Below are 18,254 nucleotides of genomic sequence, written 5' to 3' on the forward strand. Positions count from 1 at the left end.
ATTTATTTAAATCTCGTCTTTAAAGAATTAAAAAAGGAGTGTCAGGTGAAATCAACTATTCATAAATCAATTATTTACTCATCTAAAATTACTTCCCAACAGCAGATAGATAAGAGTCAGATATGTGAGGGAATGTTAATAACTCCTAAAAAATATATTTTTTTTTCAGAAACTTTATTTAAACCAGTAATTACCCTGAATTTATTGCCGATTCTGTGGAAGAGTCAACCTTGGACATTTGCCTTAATTATCACAGGAGGATTATGTCATACTCCCCAGGCGATCGCCCAAACCCCAAACCCTAATTCTTTACCCAGCGATCGCCTAGAAGAAATTCCACTGAAAACCTTACCCTCAGAGGTGTTAACACAACCATCAAACCAAGAAGAATTACTTCCTCCCGCAGAACAGCAAGCAAGTTTAGGAGACAATGATCCTAATCTCAAATTTCAGGTCAACCAGATTGAGGTAGTTGGCAGTACAATTTTTCAAGCGGCAGATTTTCAACCCATAACATCTAACTTTGTCGGACGAGAAGTGACATTTGCAGAATTAATGCAAGTTAAAGATGCAATCACCAAACTCTACACAGATAAAGGTTACGTCACCACCGGAGCATTAATTACACCCCAAACCTTAGAAGCAGGGGTAGTAAAAATTCAGGTAGTTGAAGGTAGTCTGGAAGACATCAAAATTAGTGGTACTAAACGATTACGAGATGAATATATTCGCTCACGTCTGCGACTAGCAGCAAAAACACCTCTCAACGTACCGCGTTTGTTAGACAACCTGCAAATGCTCAAACTCGATCCCCAAATTAAAAATATCTCAGCAGAACTACAAACAGGGGTACGTCCGGGAACTAATTCCCTACAACTGCAAGTTAAAGAAGCAGATACATTTAGAGTCACCACAACATTAGATAATGGGCGATCGCCTTCTGTGGGAAGTCTGCGTCGTGGTGCTGAATTAAATCAGGCAAATTTACTTGGTTTTGGTGATTCCCTGAGTATCGGTTATAGCAATACCAATGGCAGTAATACCCTGAACGCTAACTATACCCTACCCATCAACTCCCGTAATGGTACCATCTCATTTTCCTACGGACAGGGAAGAAATACTGTGATCGAAAAACCCTTCAGTGTTCTTGATATTCAATCTAAAAGTCGTAATTACGAGCTGGGGATACGGCAACCATTTATCCAAAAACCCACCCAAGAATTCGCCATGGGTTTATCTTTCTCCCGTCAATTTAGCCAAACAGAATTAGGTATTGATAATATTGGGGGGTTTCCTTTATCACCCGGTGCTGATTCCCAGGGAAGAACCAAAATCTCTGCGTTTCGCTTTACCCAAGAATATACCCAGCGTACCAGTCAACAAGTTTTTGCCGCGCGATCGCAATTTAGTTTAGGAGTCGATTGGTTCGGTGCTAATGTAAATGATAATGCCCCAGATAGCCGCTTTTTTGCTTGGCGTGGACAAGCTCAGTGGTTGCGAAAATTAGCATCAGATACCCTATTTATCGTCAAGAATGATGTCCAAATTGCTGCCGACTCCCTCGTACCTTTGGAACAATTAGGTTTAGGTGGTAGCTCAACAGTGCGGGGTTATCGTCAAGATGCACTACTAACAGACAGTGGCATCCTATTATCTGCTGAATTCCGCTTACCTGTTGCACGAATTCCCAAGCTAGGAGGAGTCTTGCAAGTTACACCCTTCCTAGACATCGGCAAAGGTTGGAATCATAATGGACAAAATCCCGCAAACAACACATTAATTGGTACGGGTTTCGGGTTACTTTGGCAACAAAATAATAGTTTTTCTGCCCGTTTAGATTGGGGTATTCCCCTAACATCCGTTGAAGGGGAAAGAAGTAGTCTTCAGGAAAATGGTCTGTACTTTTCACTCAGTTATTCACCTTTCTAAACCCGGAAATTCATACTTCTATTTAGCATAGGGAAGTTCAATCATAAAGCAACTTCCTTTACCAACCTCACTTTTTACTTTCACCTTCCCACCATGTTGTTCAACAATTTTCTTCACCAAAACTAGCCCTAATCCAGTCCCCTCATATTGACGATTCAAACCGCTATCTAACTGTACAAAAGGTTGAAAAAGTGTATTGATGTCCTTGGCAGATATCCCAATCCCATTATCAATTACATATATTACCAACCATGGAATCTCTGATGACTTCAAAATAGAAGTAATTTTCAGCTTGACTTTACCACCATTATTCGTAAATTTAACTGCATTACTCATTAAATGAATTATTGATTGAGTAATACGTCGTCTATCAAGGTTAGCGGAAGTTAAATTAGGCTGAATATCCGTAATTAATTGAATATTTTTCTTGGCTGCCTCTGGACTAATGATGGCAAGAATATCTGTACATATTTCTTCCATGTTGACAGATGCCAGTTCTAATGTAATTTTGCCTGTTTCAATTCTTGATACATCGAGAATATTCTCTATTAAACCTAACAGATGCTCGCCACTGCTTTCAATAGTTGACAATGCTTGAGTCTGTCGCTCATTCAATGCCCCAAAAACCTCTTCTTTCAATCCTTCCGTCATCCCCAAAATTGCATTGAGAGGAGTACGAAGCTCATGACTAATCACAGAGAGAAAATTACTTTTTGCTTGGTTTGCAAGTTCTGCTTTTTATTTAGCTTTTACGACTTCATGAGTCTTTTCTGCAACGAGTTTTTCTAACTCCATCTGTAGCATATATAAGGAAAAATGAGTCTTAATCCTTGCTAATACTTCTTGATTCTGAAACGGTTTTGTGATATAGTCTACTGCCCCTAAATCAAAGGCATGAGTAATACTATTTGTATCCATCAAAGCCGTCATAAAAATGACTGGGATATTAGCAGTTATGGGATTCGCTTTCAGTCTGCGACAAGTCTCAAATCCATCGATTCCTGGCATCATCACATCCAGAACGATTAAATGGGGTTTGGCATATTCTGCTTGTTCAATTGCGGATTCTCCATCTGTCGCCATCAATGTTCTCCAGCCATATGCTTGAAGAATTTCCGATAAGACTTTGAGATTATCCAAGTTATCATCAACTAAAAGAATATGCTTTGATGAAGTAAAATCCACCATTTTTCATTCCTTAGTAAATATATAATTTCCTGTTTTCTTCTGGCTCTGTCAACAACAGCGAGTTAATTGCCTAGCTATATTTATAATTCCCTAAAAATCTCAATAACCTGTCTTTGTAAGAAGATATTTGGCAAATATTTTTTGATATATCAAATATTTACGAAATCATCCTAATTCTTCCGCTTCGCAAGTTCAGCAAGCGTTCGTTTGAGCGCTCAGAACATTGCTCATTAAGGAGAAATAACTGAAATCTCTTATTTCTCCCTACCCCATTGCAATTAACTGAGTTTTTATTCAATATGAATTGGCGATCGCCAGCCACAAGTATAAAATACACATCATAACTCATCAGGTAATATTCCAATAAAAAAATATTTAAAAAAACTAATCCTCACAAAATTTCATTGTTAGTTACAAAATAATTTGGGGAAATCTAAACATAAGGAAGAAAAGGAGATGGGTTAATGAAGGCAGCTTCTATCTGTTTGAGCTTGGTGACTGGCGTTATAACAATTGGGATATTTTTACCAGCAATGGCTCAGGTGACATCAGATGGAACAACCCAGACCATTGTCAACCCCAATAGCAATATTTTTACAATTATTAATGGTACGGCTAAAGGTAATAATTTATTTCACAGCTTCAGTAATTTCTCTGTACCGACAAATGGTTCCGCAATCTTCGATTTAGTAAATACGCCTAATATTACAACTATCTTTAGTCGAGTCACTGGTGGCAATATTTCTAATATTGATGGATTAATTAAAACTGTTAATAATAATCCCAACAATGCTGTCAGTTTATTTTTAATGAATCCCAATGGGATTATCTTTGGAAAAGATGCCAAGTTAGATATTAGCGGCTCCTTTGTAGGAACAACTGCCAATAGTATTAAGTTTGCGGATGGAGTCGAATTTAGTGCAGTTAATGCCACTGCTAACCCCTTGTTAACCATGAGCGTACCTATTGGTTTACAAATGGGGCAAAATCCCGGAGCGATTCAAGTGTATGGAGAGGGAAATAAACTGATAGATATTACTGGCTTTGGTACAGCTAGTACCAAATATACCCCACCCGGACTACAAATCAGAGCAAATAATACGCTGTCATTGATTGGTGGGAATATCAACTTCTCTGGTGGCGTTGTCACCACAAATGGTGGCGGACATCTAGAACTAGGTAGTGTCAGTGTTGGGCAAGTAGGACTCAAGCCCACTTCTACGGGTTGGGTTGGCGATTATTCTGCTGTGTCACAATTTAACAATATTCATCTGGCACAAGAATCACTACTGGATGCCAGTGGCAGTAATAGTTCTATCCTATTACAAGGAGGAAATATTAGCTTAACTGAGGGGTCTGCTTTGCTGTTTCAAAACTTGGGAACACAAGCATCTAAAGGAATTACAGTTAATGCTAAAGGCTCTCTGAACCTGACAGGAAATACAACCAACGGTCAATTGGGAAGTTTCATTCAAATAAATAATTTAAGCCAAGGTCAGACAGGAGATATTACCCTCTCTGCTGCCCAGCTATATCTCCAAGATGGAGCCAGAATTGTAACTAGAACTCGGACGCAAACAGATGCGGGAAATATTATTGCAAAAGTAAGTGGCACGACTGAGATCAGTGGATTTAACCGTGACAACCCAGCCATTTATACTGCGCTCGTAACATTTTCCTTAAATAGTGGCAATGGAGGTAATATCTCATTATTCACAGATAATCTCAGGATTCTGGATTCTGGTCAGATTACTTCTATCGCTGTAAGTTCTGGAAACACTGGTAAAATTCAAGTGAATGCCGCAAAGCAAATCGAAGTTATCGGTTACAACCCTCTAGCATTTTCAGAAAGTTCTCTATCTACCTTTACCCAGGGTTCTGGTAATGCGAATTCCACAGTCATCAACACCTCTAAATTAGTAATTAAGGGAGGAGCATCACTGGGGTCTTCTACCTTTGCCTCCGGTTCATCGGGGAGTGTGGAAATAAACGCTTCAGAGTCGATTGATATCGAAGGGCGTGGTACCCAAGGTAATGCAGCTGGGATAGTCTCTCGTATCTTTTCAAACGCTGAACTTCTGAGTCCAGAGATTCAAGCAGCTTTTAAATTACCAGCCATTCCCACTGGTGATGCGGGTTCTCTCACCATCAATACCCCATCATTACGCATTGCGAATGAGGCGACTGTGAGTGTCAAAAATGATGGTCCAGGTAAAGCAGGAAATTTGCAGATTAATGCCAACTCTCTGGTTCTAGACAACAAAAGCAGTATTGTTGCCTCTACCGCTTCTGGAAACGGAGGAGATATTGACTTAAATCTACAAGATTATCTACTGATGCGCCACAATAGTTTGATTTCCGCCACAGCAGCAGAAGAAGGAAATGGTGGTAATGTCAAAATCAATTCTCCAGTAATTGTCGGTTTAGAAAATAGCGATATCATTGCCAATGCATTCAAAGGTAAGGGCGGCAATATTGAAATTACAACCGAAGGAATTATTGGTCTAGAATTCCGTGATACTCTCACTCCCAGAACTGACCTCACTAATGATATTACCGCCAGTTCCCAATTCAATCTTAACGGAAATGTGGAAATTAATAATGTTGGTGTTGACCCCAATTCGGGTTTAATCGAATTACCAGCAAATCTCAGTGATGCATCTCAACAAATTGCCAGTGGTTGTGATGTCAAGCAAGGTAGTAGTTTTGTTGCTACAGGAAGGGGTGGAATACCAGAAAATCCCAATCAAGAAGTGAGGACTGATCGCCCCTGGTCAGATATCCGTGATATCTCCACATACCGCAAAACCCAACCAGCACAAGCCAAAATTCTCCCATCCCCAGAAACCCTTGTCCAAGCCACATCCTGGCGAAGAGATTCCCAAGGAAAAGTGGAATTAGTTTCAGCTAAATCTTCCACTCCAGTGCCAACATTAAGCTGTTCCGCGATAACCAAATAACCTCAAAACCTAAATCCAATTATCAGTATTTTTTCTATTAATCTAGCAACCGAAGGAAAACAAACTTTGTTGCTATCCTTTCCCTGTGTTACAAAAAATCATGGTGTTAGAAATCATGGGATTTAGGGAATTTTAAATCTGAGGAAGTAAAATCATGAAAGGGAGAATTAGGTGATGAGGGGAATTACGATAGAAAATAGCTGGAAAACTAACATATTCCCATCTATATTGACAACAGCATTTCTCACATCAGTAATGATTTTACCTGTTGTTGCACAAGTAGCATCAGATGGGACAACTAAGACCATTGTCAACCCCAATAGCAATATTTTTACAATTATTAATGGTACTGCAAAGGGTAATAATTTATTTCATAGTTTCAGTAATTTCTCTGTACCTACGGGCAGTGAAGCCAGATTTGATTTAGTAAATACGCCTAATATTACAACTATTTTTAGTCGAGTAACTGGTGGAAATATTTCTAATATTGATGGATTAATTAAAACTATTAATAATACTCCCAACAATGCTGTCAGTTTATTTTTAATGAATCACAATGGGATTATATTTGGACAAAATGCCAAGTTAGATATTAGCGGCTCCTTTATAGGGAAGACAGCCAATAGTATTAAGTTTGCGGATGGAGTCGAATTTAGTGCAGTTAATGCCACTACTAACCCCTTGTTAACCATGAGCGTACCCATTGGCTTACAGATGGGGCAAAACTCAGGAAAAATTGCCTTACAAGGAACTGGACATCATCTCACCTCTCACAATCCACTAATTGCACCCTATACACCTACAAAATTAGAGGCTAATTTGGCTGTGAAATCGGGACGTACATTAGCACTTTTAGGTTCTTCTGTTGACCTGAATGGTGGGATTTTACTTGCTCCGGAAGGACGAGTTGAACTCGGTGGCATAGCGCAAGGTGAAGTTAAACTCAATGCAGTCAGTCAAGGATTTAAGCTAGATTATCAAAACATTTCTAGATTTGGCGATATTAATCTTGCACAGCGATCGCTAGTAAATGTCAATGGCATTAATGCAGGTTCTATTCAAGTACAAGGTCGCAAAGTTAACCTTACAGATGGCTCCGTATTATGGGTACAAAATCGAGGAGTGCAAAAGGCTGGAGATATCGATGTTTTTGCCTCTGATACTCTGAAATTGTCTGGTGCTACTACTAACCTGAAAATCCGTACCAGTATTATCAACGAGACCATCAACAATGGTATGAGCGGTAATATTCGCATTGTCACACCAAATTTAAGCGTTAACCACGGAGCCTTAGTTAGTAACCGTAATTACAAATCTGCCGATAGTGGACATCTTAGTATCACAACCTCTAATCTCGATGTCAGGGGTTATATTCCTAACGACCCTTCAGCCTACGCAGCAATCGGAACACTCACATTCTCTACAGGGAAGGCTGGTGACATGACAGTCACAACCAAGAATCTATCTGTATTAGATGGTGGTTATCTCGGCTCCACAACCTTTGGACTTGGTACAGGTGGTGAAGTAACAATTAATGCCGATACTGTAAATGTCATTGGCGCAACTCCCATCAGTATTCCTAGTGTTATTGCTAATACTACTATTGGGAATGGTGGTAATGCCGGGAAACTGACACTAAATACTCGCACCCTTACAGTCAAAGAAAGTGGTAGTGTGACAACTGCGAGTCTGGGAGTAGGTAATGCAGGTGATTTAACTGTGAATGCGACGGAATGGATTAATATCAGTGGTCACTCACCAAATATTAGCTATGGTAGTAATATTTCTTCAACAGTTAGCTCTCTGAGTGCCAGTTATTATTCCCAATTAATCAATGTGAGTAAAATTCCGAGAGGTTCATCCGGACAAGTGACTGTTAATAGTCCTATCCTCAAAATTAGTAATGAAGCCAGAATTAATACTGGTAACTATGGAATTGGGAATGCAGGTGCGCTGAATATCAATACAGAAAGACTGGAGTTAAATAAGGGCTTTTTAGCTAGTTTTACAGCTTCAGGACAAGGCGGTAGTATGAATATCCAAAGCGACGCCCTCATTCTTCGAGATCACAGTCTAATTATAGGAACTGCTCTCGGTTCAGGAGATGGTGGCAATATTATAATTAATTCACCAGTGATTGTTGGATTCAATAACAGTGACATTACGGCTAATGCAGTCACAGGTCGTGGTGGTAATATTAACATCACAACTCAAGGTATCTTTGGACTAAAGTTTCGCCCCCAACTAACTTCAGAAAATGACATTACAGCCAGTTCTCAATTTGGTATTAATGGTACAGTTGATATTAATAATGTTGGCGTTGACCCCAATTCTGGCTTAATTGAACTACCAGCAAATCTTAGTGATTCATCCCAACAAATTACTAGTGGTTGTGATGTCAACCAAGGTAGTAGTTTTGTCGCTACAGGAAGAGGTGGAATACCTGAAAATCCCAATCAAGAAGTGAGGAGCGATACCTACGGTGGGCTATATAGCCTACGCCCCTGGTCTGATACCCGTGATATCTCCACATCCCGCAAAGCCCAACCAGCACAAGCCAAAATTCTCCCATCCCCAGAAACCCTTGTCCAAGCTACATCCTGGCGAAGAAACGCTCAAGGAAAAGTGGAATTAGTTGCAGCTAAATCTTCCACTCCAGTGCCAACATTAAGCTGCTCCGCGATAACCAAATAACCTCAAAACCTAAATCAAATTATCAGTATTTTTTCTATTCATTTAGCAACCGAAGGAAAACAAACTTTGTTGCTATCTTTTCCCTGTGTTACAAAAAGTCATTGTGTTAGAAATTATGGGATTTAGGGAATTTTAAATCTGAGGAAGTAAAATCATGAAAGGGAGAATTAGGTGATGAGGGGAATTACGATAGAAAATAGCTGGAAAACTAACATATTCCCATCTATATTGACAACAGCATTTCTCACATCGGTAATGATTTTACCTGTTGTTGCACAAGTAGCATCAGATGGGACAACTAAGACCATTGTCAACCCCAATAGCAATATTTTTACAATTATTAATGGTACTGCAAAGGGTAATAATTTATTTCATAGTTTCAGCAATTTCTCTGTACCTACGGGCAGTGAAGCCAGATTTGATTTAGTAAATACGCCTAATATTACAAATATTTTTAGTCGAGTAACTGGTGGAAATATTTCTAATATTGATGGATTAATTAAAACTATTAATAATAATCCCAACAATGCTGTCAGTTTATTTTTAATGAATCCCAATGGGATTATATTTGGACAAAATGCCAAGTTAGATATTAGCGGCTCCTTTATAGGGACGACAGCCAATAGTATTAAGTTTGCGGATGGAGTCGAATTTAGTGCAGTTAATGCCACTGCTAACCCCTTGTTAACCATGAGCGTACCAATTGGCTTACAAATGGGACAAAATTCGGGCAAAATTACCGTACAAGGAACTGGACATCTGATTACTAACGGATTTTTTGCCCCTGCCGATCGCAGCCAAAATCCCATCGGATTACAAATTAAAGCAGGTAATACTTTGGCATTGATTGCTAAAGGTGTAAATTTCTCTAGTGGTGTTGTTACTACAAATGGAGGTGGACACCTAGAAGTAGGTAGCATTAGCGATGGCTTAGTCAAGCTCAACTTCACTTCCACTGGATTAGTTGGAGACTATTCCGCAGTCAGTCAATTCAACGACATTAATTTCGCAAAACAATCTTTGTTAGATGCCAGTGGTAGCGGTAGTTCAATTCAATTACAAGGACGGAATATTCGCTTCACAGAAGGTTCTGGTGCTTTGCTACACAACTTTGGGATACAACAACCCGCGAAGGGAATTACAGTCAAAGCCACTGAGACTGTTAGCCTCGCAGGGAATACATCCGATGGTAAATTAAGCAGTTTTATCCAAATCGACAACTTAGGTATCACACCAACTGGAGATATTAGCCTTGCAGCCGCGCAATTATCCCTCAAAGATGGAGCAAACATCCATAACTGGACATTTACACCCATAAATGGTGGCAATATTACAGCCAATATTACAGGCGCGATCGCAGTCGATGGATTTGTCCCCACCAATCCCATCGTTTCAACTTCCATCACCTCCATCACATTGAATTCTGGTAAAGCCGGTGATATTAAAGTCTCAGCTCATGACCTGAGAGTTCTCAATAGTGGCAGTATTAGTACTTTATCCGCAGGCTCCGGACAGGCTGGAATTTTACAATTCAAGATAGCAGATTTACTTGAAATTGCTGGCAATAACCCCTTTACCACATTATCAAGTTCAGTAATTTCATCGGCTAGTAACACAGGAGATTCTGGTAGCACTTTCATCAATACATCTAGATTAGTGATTCGAGACAGTGGCATACTAGGGTCTAGTACTGTGGCTTCAGGTGCAGCAGGTAACGTAATAGTCAATGCTTCCAAATCTGTAGAGGTTAGAGGCAGATCTGGTGGTTCAATTCTTCCTGCTCGCATTGCTTCAAGTGCCGAAATTCTCGATCCAGTTACTCAAGCCGTGCTTAAACTTCCTGCCATTCCTACTGGTAAAGCTGGTTCCCTCACCATTAACACCCCTTTGTTAAAAGTCACAGACGGAGGATTAGTCACTGTTAGAAATGATGGACCGAACAGTGCAGGAGATTTGCAGATTAATGCCAACGCAATTTTTCTCAACAACCAAGGTATTATTAACGCATCAACTGCTTCTGGGAATGGGGGAGATGTCAAATTAAATATACAAGATTATCTGCTGATACGTCACAATAGCCTTATTTCTGCCACCGCAGCAGGTAAGGGTAATGGTGGTAATGTGTCAATTAACGTACCAATCGCAATTGGATTAGAAAACAGCGATATTATTGCCAACGCTTTTGAAGGTAAGGGCGGCAATATTAACATTACAACGGAAGGAATTATTGGTCTAGAATTCCGTGATACTCTCACTCCCAGAACTGACCTCACTAATGATATTACCGCCAGTTCCCAATTTAATATCAACGGTAATGTAGAAATTAATAATGTTGGCGTTGACCCCAATTCTGGCTTAATTGAACTACCAGCAAATCTTAGTGATTCATCTCAACAAATAGCTAGTGGTTGTGATGTCAAGCAAGGTAGTAGTTTTGTTGCTACAGGGAGAGGTGGAATACCGCAAAACCCCAATCAAGAATTGAGGAGCGATACCTACGGTGGGCTATATAGCCTACGCCCCTGGTCTGATACCCGTGATATCTTCACATACCGCAAAGCCCAACCAGCACAAGCCAAAATTCTCCCATCCCCAGAAACCCTTGTCCAAGCCACATCCTGGCGAAGAAATTCCCAAGGGAAAGTGGAATTAGTTGCAGCTAAATCTTCCACTCCAGTGCCAACATTAAGCTGCTCTGGGATAACCAAATAACATCAAAACATAAATCCAATTATCAGTATTTTTTCTATTAATCTAGCAACTGGAGGAGAAACAACTTTCCCTGTTGCCCAAAAAATCATGGTGTTAGAAATCATGGGATTTAGGGAATCTTACACCTAAGGAACTAAAGTCATAGAAGGGAGCATTAGGTGATGATGGGAATTACGATAGAAAATAACTGGAAAACTAACATATTCGCATCTATATTAACAACAGCATTTCTCACATCAGGAATGATTTCACCTGTTGTTGCACAAGTAGCATCAGATGGGACAACAAAGACCATTGTCAACCCCAATAGTAATATTTTTACAATTATTAATGGTACTGCAAAGGGTAATAATTTATTTCATAGTTTCAGTAATTTCTCTGTACCTACGGGTAGGGAAGCCAGATTTGATTTAGTAAATACGCCTAATATTACAAATATTTTTAGTCGAGTAACTGGTGGAAATATTTCTAATATTGATGGATTAATTAAAACTATTAATAATAATCCCAATAATGCTGTCAGTTTATTTTTAATGAATCCTAATGGGATTATCTTTGGACAAAATGCCAAATTAGATATTAGCGGTTCATTTGTGGGTACCACGGCTAATAGCATTAATTTTGCCGATGGAGTCGAATTTAGTGCAGTTAATGCCACTGCTAACCCCTTGTTAACCATGAGCGTACCCGTGGGACTACAACTAGGAGCCAATGCTGGTCCTATCCAAGTACAAGGGACAGATTTACGAGTTACAACTGGGCAAACGCTAGCATTTGTCGGTAGTCAAATCAATATGACAGGAGCAAAGCTGAGGGCATCAGATGGACAGGTTCAGTTATGGGCTTTAGGAAATGCTCAAATCCAAATAGACAATCAAGGCGGATGGAAATTAACGAGTCCTACAGCTAACTGGGGCACAATCACATTACAACAAGCTTCATTAGTCGATGCGAGTGGAATGAATGGGGGTGCAATTAATATTCGGGGACGCGGTTTAACTGTGCAGGATGGGTCAAATATTAGTTCTATTACCTTTAAAGGTCAAGGTAAGGGTATTACCGTCCAAACCACAGACTTTGTTGATCTAATGGGTGCGTCTCTTCCAGGACAAGCTGGACCTGGTATCGGAACCAATGTTGGTAGCTTTTTTGGACCTCCAGCAACTGGACGAGCTGGAGATGTTACCGTTGAGACTGGACACTTACGCTTATTAAATGGAGCTTGGCTTCAATCCTCCTCTTCTGGGAACAATTCCAGATCGGGAGATGTCACCGTTCGAGCTTCAAATGTTGAGGTCGTGGGAGTGAACCCATTTCTCAATATGCCTACTTCTATCACCACCACACTCTTTAGCGGTAAGAACAATGAGAGTGGAAAGATTACTGTCGAGGCAAATCTGATAAGGGTACGAGATGGGGGAATTATCAGTACAGCTCTTGTCCCTATCAATCCTGCCTTTTCTCCCACAGGTAAAGCTGGAGATATCTCAATCAAAGCGACTGAAAGCTTGGAAATATCGGGATATACACCCTATAAATTGCTGTCTGGAGTGTCTACGGGAATTGGACCAACAAAAGGAGATGGGGGAAATATCTCAATAGATGTTGGACGTTTGCAGATATTTAATGGTGGGACTATCCGGAGTACTTTATCAGGAAAAGGGAAAGCTGGAAACATCACCATTAAGGCACAGGAGATAGAAGTCAGCGATCCAGAAATTGATTATTCGAGCAAGTTACCCGGTGGCATCACTGTTTCTACGGGTAACAATTCAGTTGGTACTGGTGGAAATATCACCTTAACAGCTGACAAACTACGCTTATTTAATGGAGGGCAAATATCCTCTTCTACTCAGGGTAAGGTTTCTGCGGGGAATATTAACTTGCAAGTCAAAAATATTGATGTGCAGGGAATATCTAAGCCACTAAGTAACGGTAAGATTTTACCTAGTAGCATTACAGCATCTTCAACAACGAAATTTGCTGCGGGGTCTGTAAACATCATCCAATCTGAGACCGTGAGTGTTCGAGATGGGGCAAAAATCACCGTTAGTAATATTGGTACTGGGGATGCAGGAAACCTGAATATTACCGCTCATAAGCTGTTTCTAGATTATGGAGCTAGCTTAGAAGCAGAGGTTAATGGTGGTAATCAGGGGAATATCTATCTTCAACTTCGTGACGCGCTGTTGCTGCGACATGGTAGTAATATTGCCACAAGTGCTACAGATAATTCCACAGGAGGAAACATCACAATTAATTCTCCTGTAATTGTCGGTTTAGAAAATAGCAATATTATTGCCAATGCATTCAAAGGTAAGGGCGGCAATATTAACATTACAACGGAAGGAATTATTGGTTTAGAATTTCGTGATACCCTCACCCCCAGAACTGACCTCAGCAATGATATTACCGCCAGTTCCCAATTCAATCTCAACGGTAATGTAGAAATTAATAATGTTGGCGTTGACCCCAATTCTGGCTTAATTGAACTACCAGCAAATCTCAGTGATTCATCCCAACAAATTACTAGTGGTTGTGATGTCAACCAAGGTAGTAGTTTTGTCGCTACAGGGAGAGGTGGAATACCGCAAAACCCCAGTCAGGAATTAAGGAGCGATACCTACGGTGGGCTATATAGCCTACGCCCCTGGTCTGATACCCGTGATATCTCCACATACCGCAAAGCCCAACCAGCACAAACCAAAATTCTCCCATCCCCAGAAACCCTTGTCCAAGCCACATCCTGGCGAAGAAATTCCCAAGGAAAAGTGGAATTAGTTGCAGCTAAATCTTCCACTCCAGTGCCAACATTAAGCTGTTCCGCGATAACCAAATAACATCAAAACATAAATCCAATTATCAGTATTTTTTCTATTCATCTAGCAACGAAAGGAAAACAAACTTTGTTGCTATGCTTTCCCTGTGTTACAAACAACCATTGTGTTAGAAATCATGGGATTTAGGGAATTTTAAATCTGAGGAAGTAAAATCATGAAAGGGAGAATTAGGTGATGAGGGGAATTACGATAGAAAATAGCTCGAAAACTAACATATTCCCATCTATATTGACAACAGCATTTCTCACATCAGTAATGATTATACCTGTTGTTGCACAAGTAGCATCAGATGGGACAACTAAGACAATTGTCAACCCCAATAGCAATATTTTTACAATTATTAATGGTACTGCAAAGGGTAATAATTTATTTCATAGTTTCAGCAATTTCTCTGTACCGACAAATGGTTCCGCAATCTTTGATTTAGTAAATACGCCTGATATTACAACTATTTTTAGTCGAGTAACTGGTGGCAATATTTCTAATATTGATGGATTAATTAAAACTATTAATAATAATCCCAACAATGCTGTCAGTTTATTTTTAATGAATCCCAATGGGATTATATTTGGACAAAATGCCAAGTTAGATATTAGCGGCTCCTTTGTAGGGACGACAGCCAATAGTATTAAGTTTGCGGATGGAGTCGAATTTAGTGCAGTTAATGCCACTGCTAACCCCTTGTTAACCATGAGCGTACCCATTGGCTTACAAATGGGAAATAATCCTACCCCCATCACCTTTCAAGGTACAGGTCATGCCCTAACAACTACCAATACCCTCGCTCCCATCACATACAACCCCAGTACCTCAGAACTGAGAGTAAAACCAGGAAAAACCTTAGCAATGGTAGGGGGTAACTTAAATCTCACTGGAGCAACCTTGAACGCGCCCCAAGGACGGGTAGAATTGGGAAGCTTAGGCGGAGTTGGACTAGTCAGTTTAAACCCCATCTCCCAAGGTTATCAATTAAGTTACCAAAACGGACAAAGCTTTGCAGATATTCGCCTGACCCAAAAATCCTTGCTCAATATAGGAGCATTGCCAAATGTCGGGGCATTCAATGCTGGTTCCGTACAATTACAAGGAAAACACGTACAAATCAGCGATGGTTCAATTATATTTTCCAAAAATCTGGGAAATGTCTCTGGGGGTAAAATTTTTTTACAGGCTTCAGAAGGGATTGATATTTCTGGGACAACAGCCAACGCCCAAATTCGTAGCGGTATCCGCTCTGAAGGGTTGAATACTGGCAAAAGTTCATCCATCCATATCATCACTCCTAACTTAACCATATCCCAGGGCGCAGGAATCAATAGCAATGCTTTTGGATTGGCAGCGAGTGGTGATATTCAGATTGATTCTGGGACAGTCAAGTTATCTGGTTTTTCTGCTATCAATCCTGCTGGAGTAACTACTATTACTACAAGTTCCCGAACACCTAAACCAGCAGGCAATCTTTCCATTAATAGTAATAACCTACTAGTTTCTCAGGGCGCAGCCATCTCTTCAATCACATTTGCAACTGGTTCTACAGGGCAAGTCACTATTCGCAGTAAAAATACGACCGTAACAGGAGACAACCCGGCAGGACTCTATAGCAACATTAGTGCCATCACCTATGGTACAGGGAATGCCCAAACTGTGACATTAGACACAAATCGATTACAAATACTGAATGGAGGAGTCGTAGCAACCACATCCTTCTTGATTGGTAAAGCGGGAAATTTAAACATCAATGCGACGGAATCAATTCTGATCGACGGACGCAGCCGAGCTAACAATAGCAGTATTAACTCAGCCGTCATTTTCCCTCCAGCATTAATTCAAAAACTATTCAATTTGCCAAATGTTCTGTCAGCAAATGCCGGAACTGTGAATATAACTACCCCAACTCTCAAACTAAGCAATGGGGGTGCAGTCAGTGTTACCAACCAAGGTACAGGTGATGGGGGCAATATCAAAATCTCTGCTAATAAGATTTTCTTCGATGCTCAAGGTAGTATTCAAGCTCAAACAGCATCGGGTGAGGGGGGTAATATGACTTTACAGGTCAGCGATTTATTATTGCTACGCCACAATAGCTTGATTAGTGCAACATCTGCGGGTAACGGGAATGGAGGTAATATTAACATCAATACACCCATCCTTGCTGGCTTAGAAAACAGTGACATTGTTGCCAATGCATTCAAAGGTAAGGGTGGCAATATTGAAATCACAACGGAAGGGATTATTGGTTTAGAATTTCGTGATACCCTTACCCCAAGAACAGACCTCACCAATGATATTACCGCCAGTTCCCAATTTAATATCAACGGCAATGTGGAAATTAATAATGTTGGTGTTGACCCCAATTCTGGTTTAATCGAATTACCAGCAAATCTCAGTGATTCATCTCAACAAATTGCTAGTGGTTGTGATGATGTCAACCAAGGTAGTAGTTTTGTCGCTACAGGGAGAGGTGGTATACCTGAAAATCCTAATCAAGACGTGAGGACTGATCGCCCCTGGGTTGATATCCGCAATATCTCAACATACCGCAAAGCCCAACCAGCACAAGCCAAAATTCTCCCATCCCCAGAAACCCTTGTCCAAGCCACATCCTGGCGCAGAAATGCCCAAGGAAAAGTGGAATTAGTTGCAGCTAAATCTTCTACTCCAGTGCAACAACCATTAACTTGTGCTGCGGTTCCTAGATAATATATAAGAATCATCAACGGAAATAATAATTGCCGCCTGACTATGCCTGCCAAGGATTTGTATCATGATACCGTTGTTCAAGCCCTAATAAATGATGGCTGGGAGATTACTGATGACCCCTTGCTTTTATCCTATGGTGGTAGAGAACTTTATGTTGATTTAGGGGCAGAAAGAACAACAATAGCAGCGCAAAAAGATCATCTCAAAATAGCAGTTGAAATTAAAAGTTTTTTAAAACCTTCACCAGTGCGGGACTTAGAAGAAGCTGCTGGACAATATGGTGTTTCTCAAAGCATTCTGGCGGAGATAGCATCGGAAAGAATACTTTACCTCGCTGTTCCCAAGCGTTCCTATGAAAGTATTTTTACAGAAAAATTAGGGCAATTAATCCTCAAGCGCTTACAAATTAAACTTTTGGTGTTTGATGAGCAACAAAGGAGTATTGTAGAATGGATACCTTAAATCACTATCGCCAAATAATCAGCGAGTTAATTTACGAATATGCTAAGTACAAACCGTCTCACGGTCAAATAGAAGCAGAGGCAATTGTTAACCCAGCAACAGACCATTATGAACTGATGCATGTCTGTTGGGATGGGCAACGCCGTGTACATGGGTGTGTTCTCCATATTGATATTATCCAAGGAAAAATTTGGATTCAACATGATGGTACGAATCGTCCTGTGGCTGAAGAATTGTTAGAAGCTGGAGTTCCCAAAGAGGATATTATTTTAGGTTTCCATCCACCTCAAGTACGTCAATATACTGATTTTGGTGTAGCTTAAGAACAAATATAGGTTTTTTAAGCTTATTAACAATTGATTTGAGTGAGTATTATCTCAAAGATGATAATAAAATTATCGGTATTTTAGCTAGTACCTGAAGTCATAAGTTTGGTAAGGGTACAATCCATGGAAAATCAAGGTTTATAGTCTACTATATCCTATCTGAACTTACGTCTTGTTGTACTAGTGGCATTTTTCTAGAAACACAAATAACTGATATTTAAGACATTTAACGTTTTGTGAGAAATACGGGTAATTACATCTCAACCCTGATACTGGAAATTCTCAATTCCAACCCAGGGGGATTTCTTGGATTGATTTTGGGAGAAATCCTCTTGAATTGGGCAATATAAGATTACTGATAGTTTCAGAACTTGTGCTATGGCAGTCACCAGAGAGATTAGAACATTGAAGTAATCATCAAAACCTCACAGAGGTTTGCTGTA

General features: G+C 40.1%; 10 protein-coding genes and 1 pseudogene. 8 read left to right on the plus strand and 3 right to left on the minus strand.

Features of this window, described 5'->3' with window-relative positions; all coding sequences use genetic code 11:
• The first annotated feature begins 132 nt into the window (after positions 1-132).
• A complete protein-coding gene (locus IJ00_RS02425) occupies positions 133-1,929 on the plus strand; it encodes a ShlB/FhaC/HecB family hemolysin secretion/activation protein (protein ID WP_052754360.1) in 1,797 nt (598 codons plus the stop codon).
• Positions 1,930-1,947: 18 nt separating this feature from the next.
• Here the strand turns inward: IJ00_RS02425 and IJ00_RS02430 are convergent, their stop codons facing one another.
• The 3 genes and pseudogenes from IJ00_RS02430 to IJ00_RS02435 all read right to left on the minus strand — a co-directional run bounded on the left by IJ00_RS02430 (position 1,948) and on the right by IJ00_RS02435 (position 3,117).
• The gene (locus IJ00_RS02430; protein ID WP_256388870.1) at positions 1,948-2,409 is read right to left on the minus strand and encodes a HAMP domain-containing sensor histidine kinase; all 462 of its coding nucleotides are present in this window, start codon (positions 2,407-2,409) and stop codon (positions 1,948-1,950) included.
• A gap of 42 nt (positions 2,410-2,451) precedes the next feature.
• Positions 2,452-2,634: pseudogene (locus IJ00_RS29860) on the minus strand (histidine kinase dimerization/phospho-acceptor domain-containing protein); the annotation flags it as partial.
• 33 nt (positions 2,635-2,667) lie between these two features.
• On the minus strand, positions 2,668-3,117 hold the full coding sequence (locus IJ00_RS02435) for a response regulator (protein WP_035149719.1): 450 nt from the start codon (positions 3,115-3,117) through the stop codon (positions 2,668-2,670).
• 464 nt (positions 3,118-3,581) lie between these two features.
• Between IJ00_RS02435 and IJ00_RS02440 the strand changes: the two genes are divergently transcribed.
• From IJ00_RS02440 to IJ00_RS02470, 7 genes are all read left to right on the plus strand, one after another.
• The gene (locus IJ00_RS02440; RefSeq protein ID WP_035149720.1) at positions 3,582-6,077 is read left to right on the plus strand and encodes an S-layer family protein; all 2,496 of its coding nucleotides are present in this window, start codon (positions 3,582-3,584) and stop codon (positions 6,075-6,077) included.
• Positions 6,078-6,251: 174 nt separating this feature from the next.
• The gene (locus tag IJ00_RS02445; protein ID WP_046814695.1) at positions 6,252-8,771 is read left to right on the plus strand and encodes an S-layer family protein; all 2,520 of its coding nucleotides are present in this window, start codon (positions 6,252-6,254) and stop codon (positions 8,769-8,771) included.
• Positions 8,772-8,945: 174 nt separating this feature from the next.
• Positions 8,946-11,483: an S-layer family protein gene (locus IJ00_RS02450; RefSeq protein ID WP_052754361.1), complete on the plus strand. Its 2,538-nt coding sequence runs from the start codon at positions 8,946-8,948 to the stop codon at positions 11,481-11,483.
• Positions 11,484-11,644: 161 nt separating this feature from the next.
• Positions 11,645-14,323, plus strand: coding sequence for an S-layer family protein (locus tag IJ00_RS02455; RefSeq protein WP_035149722.1), 2,679 nt, complete (start codon positions 11,645-11,647; stop codon positions 14,321-14,323).
• Between the two features lie 255 nt (positions 14,324-14,578).
• The gene (locus IJ00_RS02460; protein ID WP_046814696.1) at positions 14,579-17,023 is read left to right on the plus strand and encodes an S-layer family protein; all 2,445 of its coding nucleotides are present in this window, start codon (positions 14,579-14,581) and stop codon (positions 17,021-17,023) included.
• A 42-nt stretch (positions 17,024-17,065) separates the two neighbouring features.
• Entirely contained in the window at positions 17,066-17,485 is a 420-nt protein-coding gene (locus IJ00_RS02465) for an element excision factor XisH family protein (protein WP_035149724.1), read from the plus strand.
• Positions 17,473-17,808 carry a XisI protein gene (locus tag IJ00_RS02470; RefSeq protein WP_035149726.1) on the plus strand — a complete coding sequence of 112 codons (336 nt, stop codon included), beginning with the start codon at positions 17,473-17,475 and terminating at the stop codon, positions 17,806-17,808. Before IJ00_RS02465 ends, IJ00_RS02470 begins: the two co-directional genes overlap by 13 nt.
• Positions 17,809-18,254 lie beyond the last annotated feature (446 nt).

The sequence above is a fragment of the Calothrix sp. 336/3 genome, assembly GCF_000734895.2.
GTDB lineage: Bacteria > Cyanobacteriota > Cyanobacteriia > Cyanobacteriales > Nostocaceae > 336-3.

Excerpts from the sequence above, each read along its gene's own strand:
- IJ00_RS02425 (WP_052754360.1), top strand. The coding sequence starts at position 133 with ATGTTAATAACTCCTAAAAAATATATTTTTTTTTCAGAAACTTTATTT.
- IJ00_RS02430 (WP_256388870.1), bottom strand. The coding sequence starts at position 2,409 with ATGGAAGAAATATGTACAGATATTCTTGCCATCATTAGTCCAGAGGCA.
- IJ00_RS02435 (WP_035149719.1), bottom strand. The coding sequence starts at position 3,117 with ATGGTGGATTTTACTTCATCAAAGCATATTCTTTTAGTTGATGATAAC.
- IJ00_RS02440 (WP_035149720.1), top strand. The coding sequence starts at position 3,582 with ATGAAGGCAGCTTCTATCTGTTTGAGCTTGGTGACTGGCGTTATAACA.
- IJ00_RS02445 (WP_046814695.1), top strand. The coding sequence starts at position 6,252 with ATGAGGGGAATTACGATAGAAAATAGCTGGAAAACTAACATATTCCCA.
- IJ00_RS02450 (WP_052754361.1), top strand. The coding sequence starts at position 8,946 with ATGAGGGGAATTACGATAGAAAATAGCTGGAAAACTAACATATTCCCA.
- IJ00_RS02455 (WP_035149722.1), top strand. The coding sequence starts at position 11,645 with ATGATGGGAATTACGATAGAAAATAACTGGAAAACTAACATATTCGCA.
- IJ00_RS02460 (WP_046814696.1), top strand. The coding sequence starts at position 14,579 with ATGATTATACCTGTTGTTGCACAAGTAGCATCAGATGGGACAACTAAG.
- IJ00_RS02465 (WP_035149724.1), top strand. The coding sequence starts at position 17,066 with ATGCCTGCCAAGGATTTGTATCATGATACCGTTGTTCAAGCCCTAATA.
- IJ00_RS02470 (WP_035149726.1), top strand. The coding sequence starts at position 17,473 with ATGGATACCTTAAATCACTATCGCCAAATAATCAGCGAGTTAATTTAC.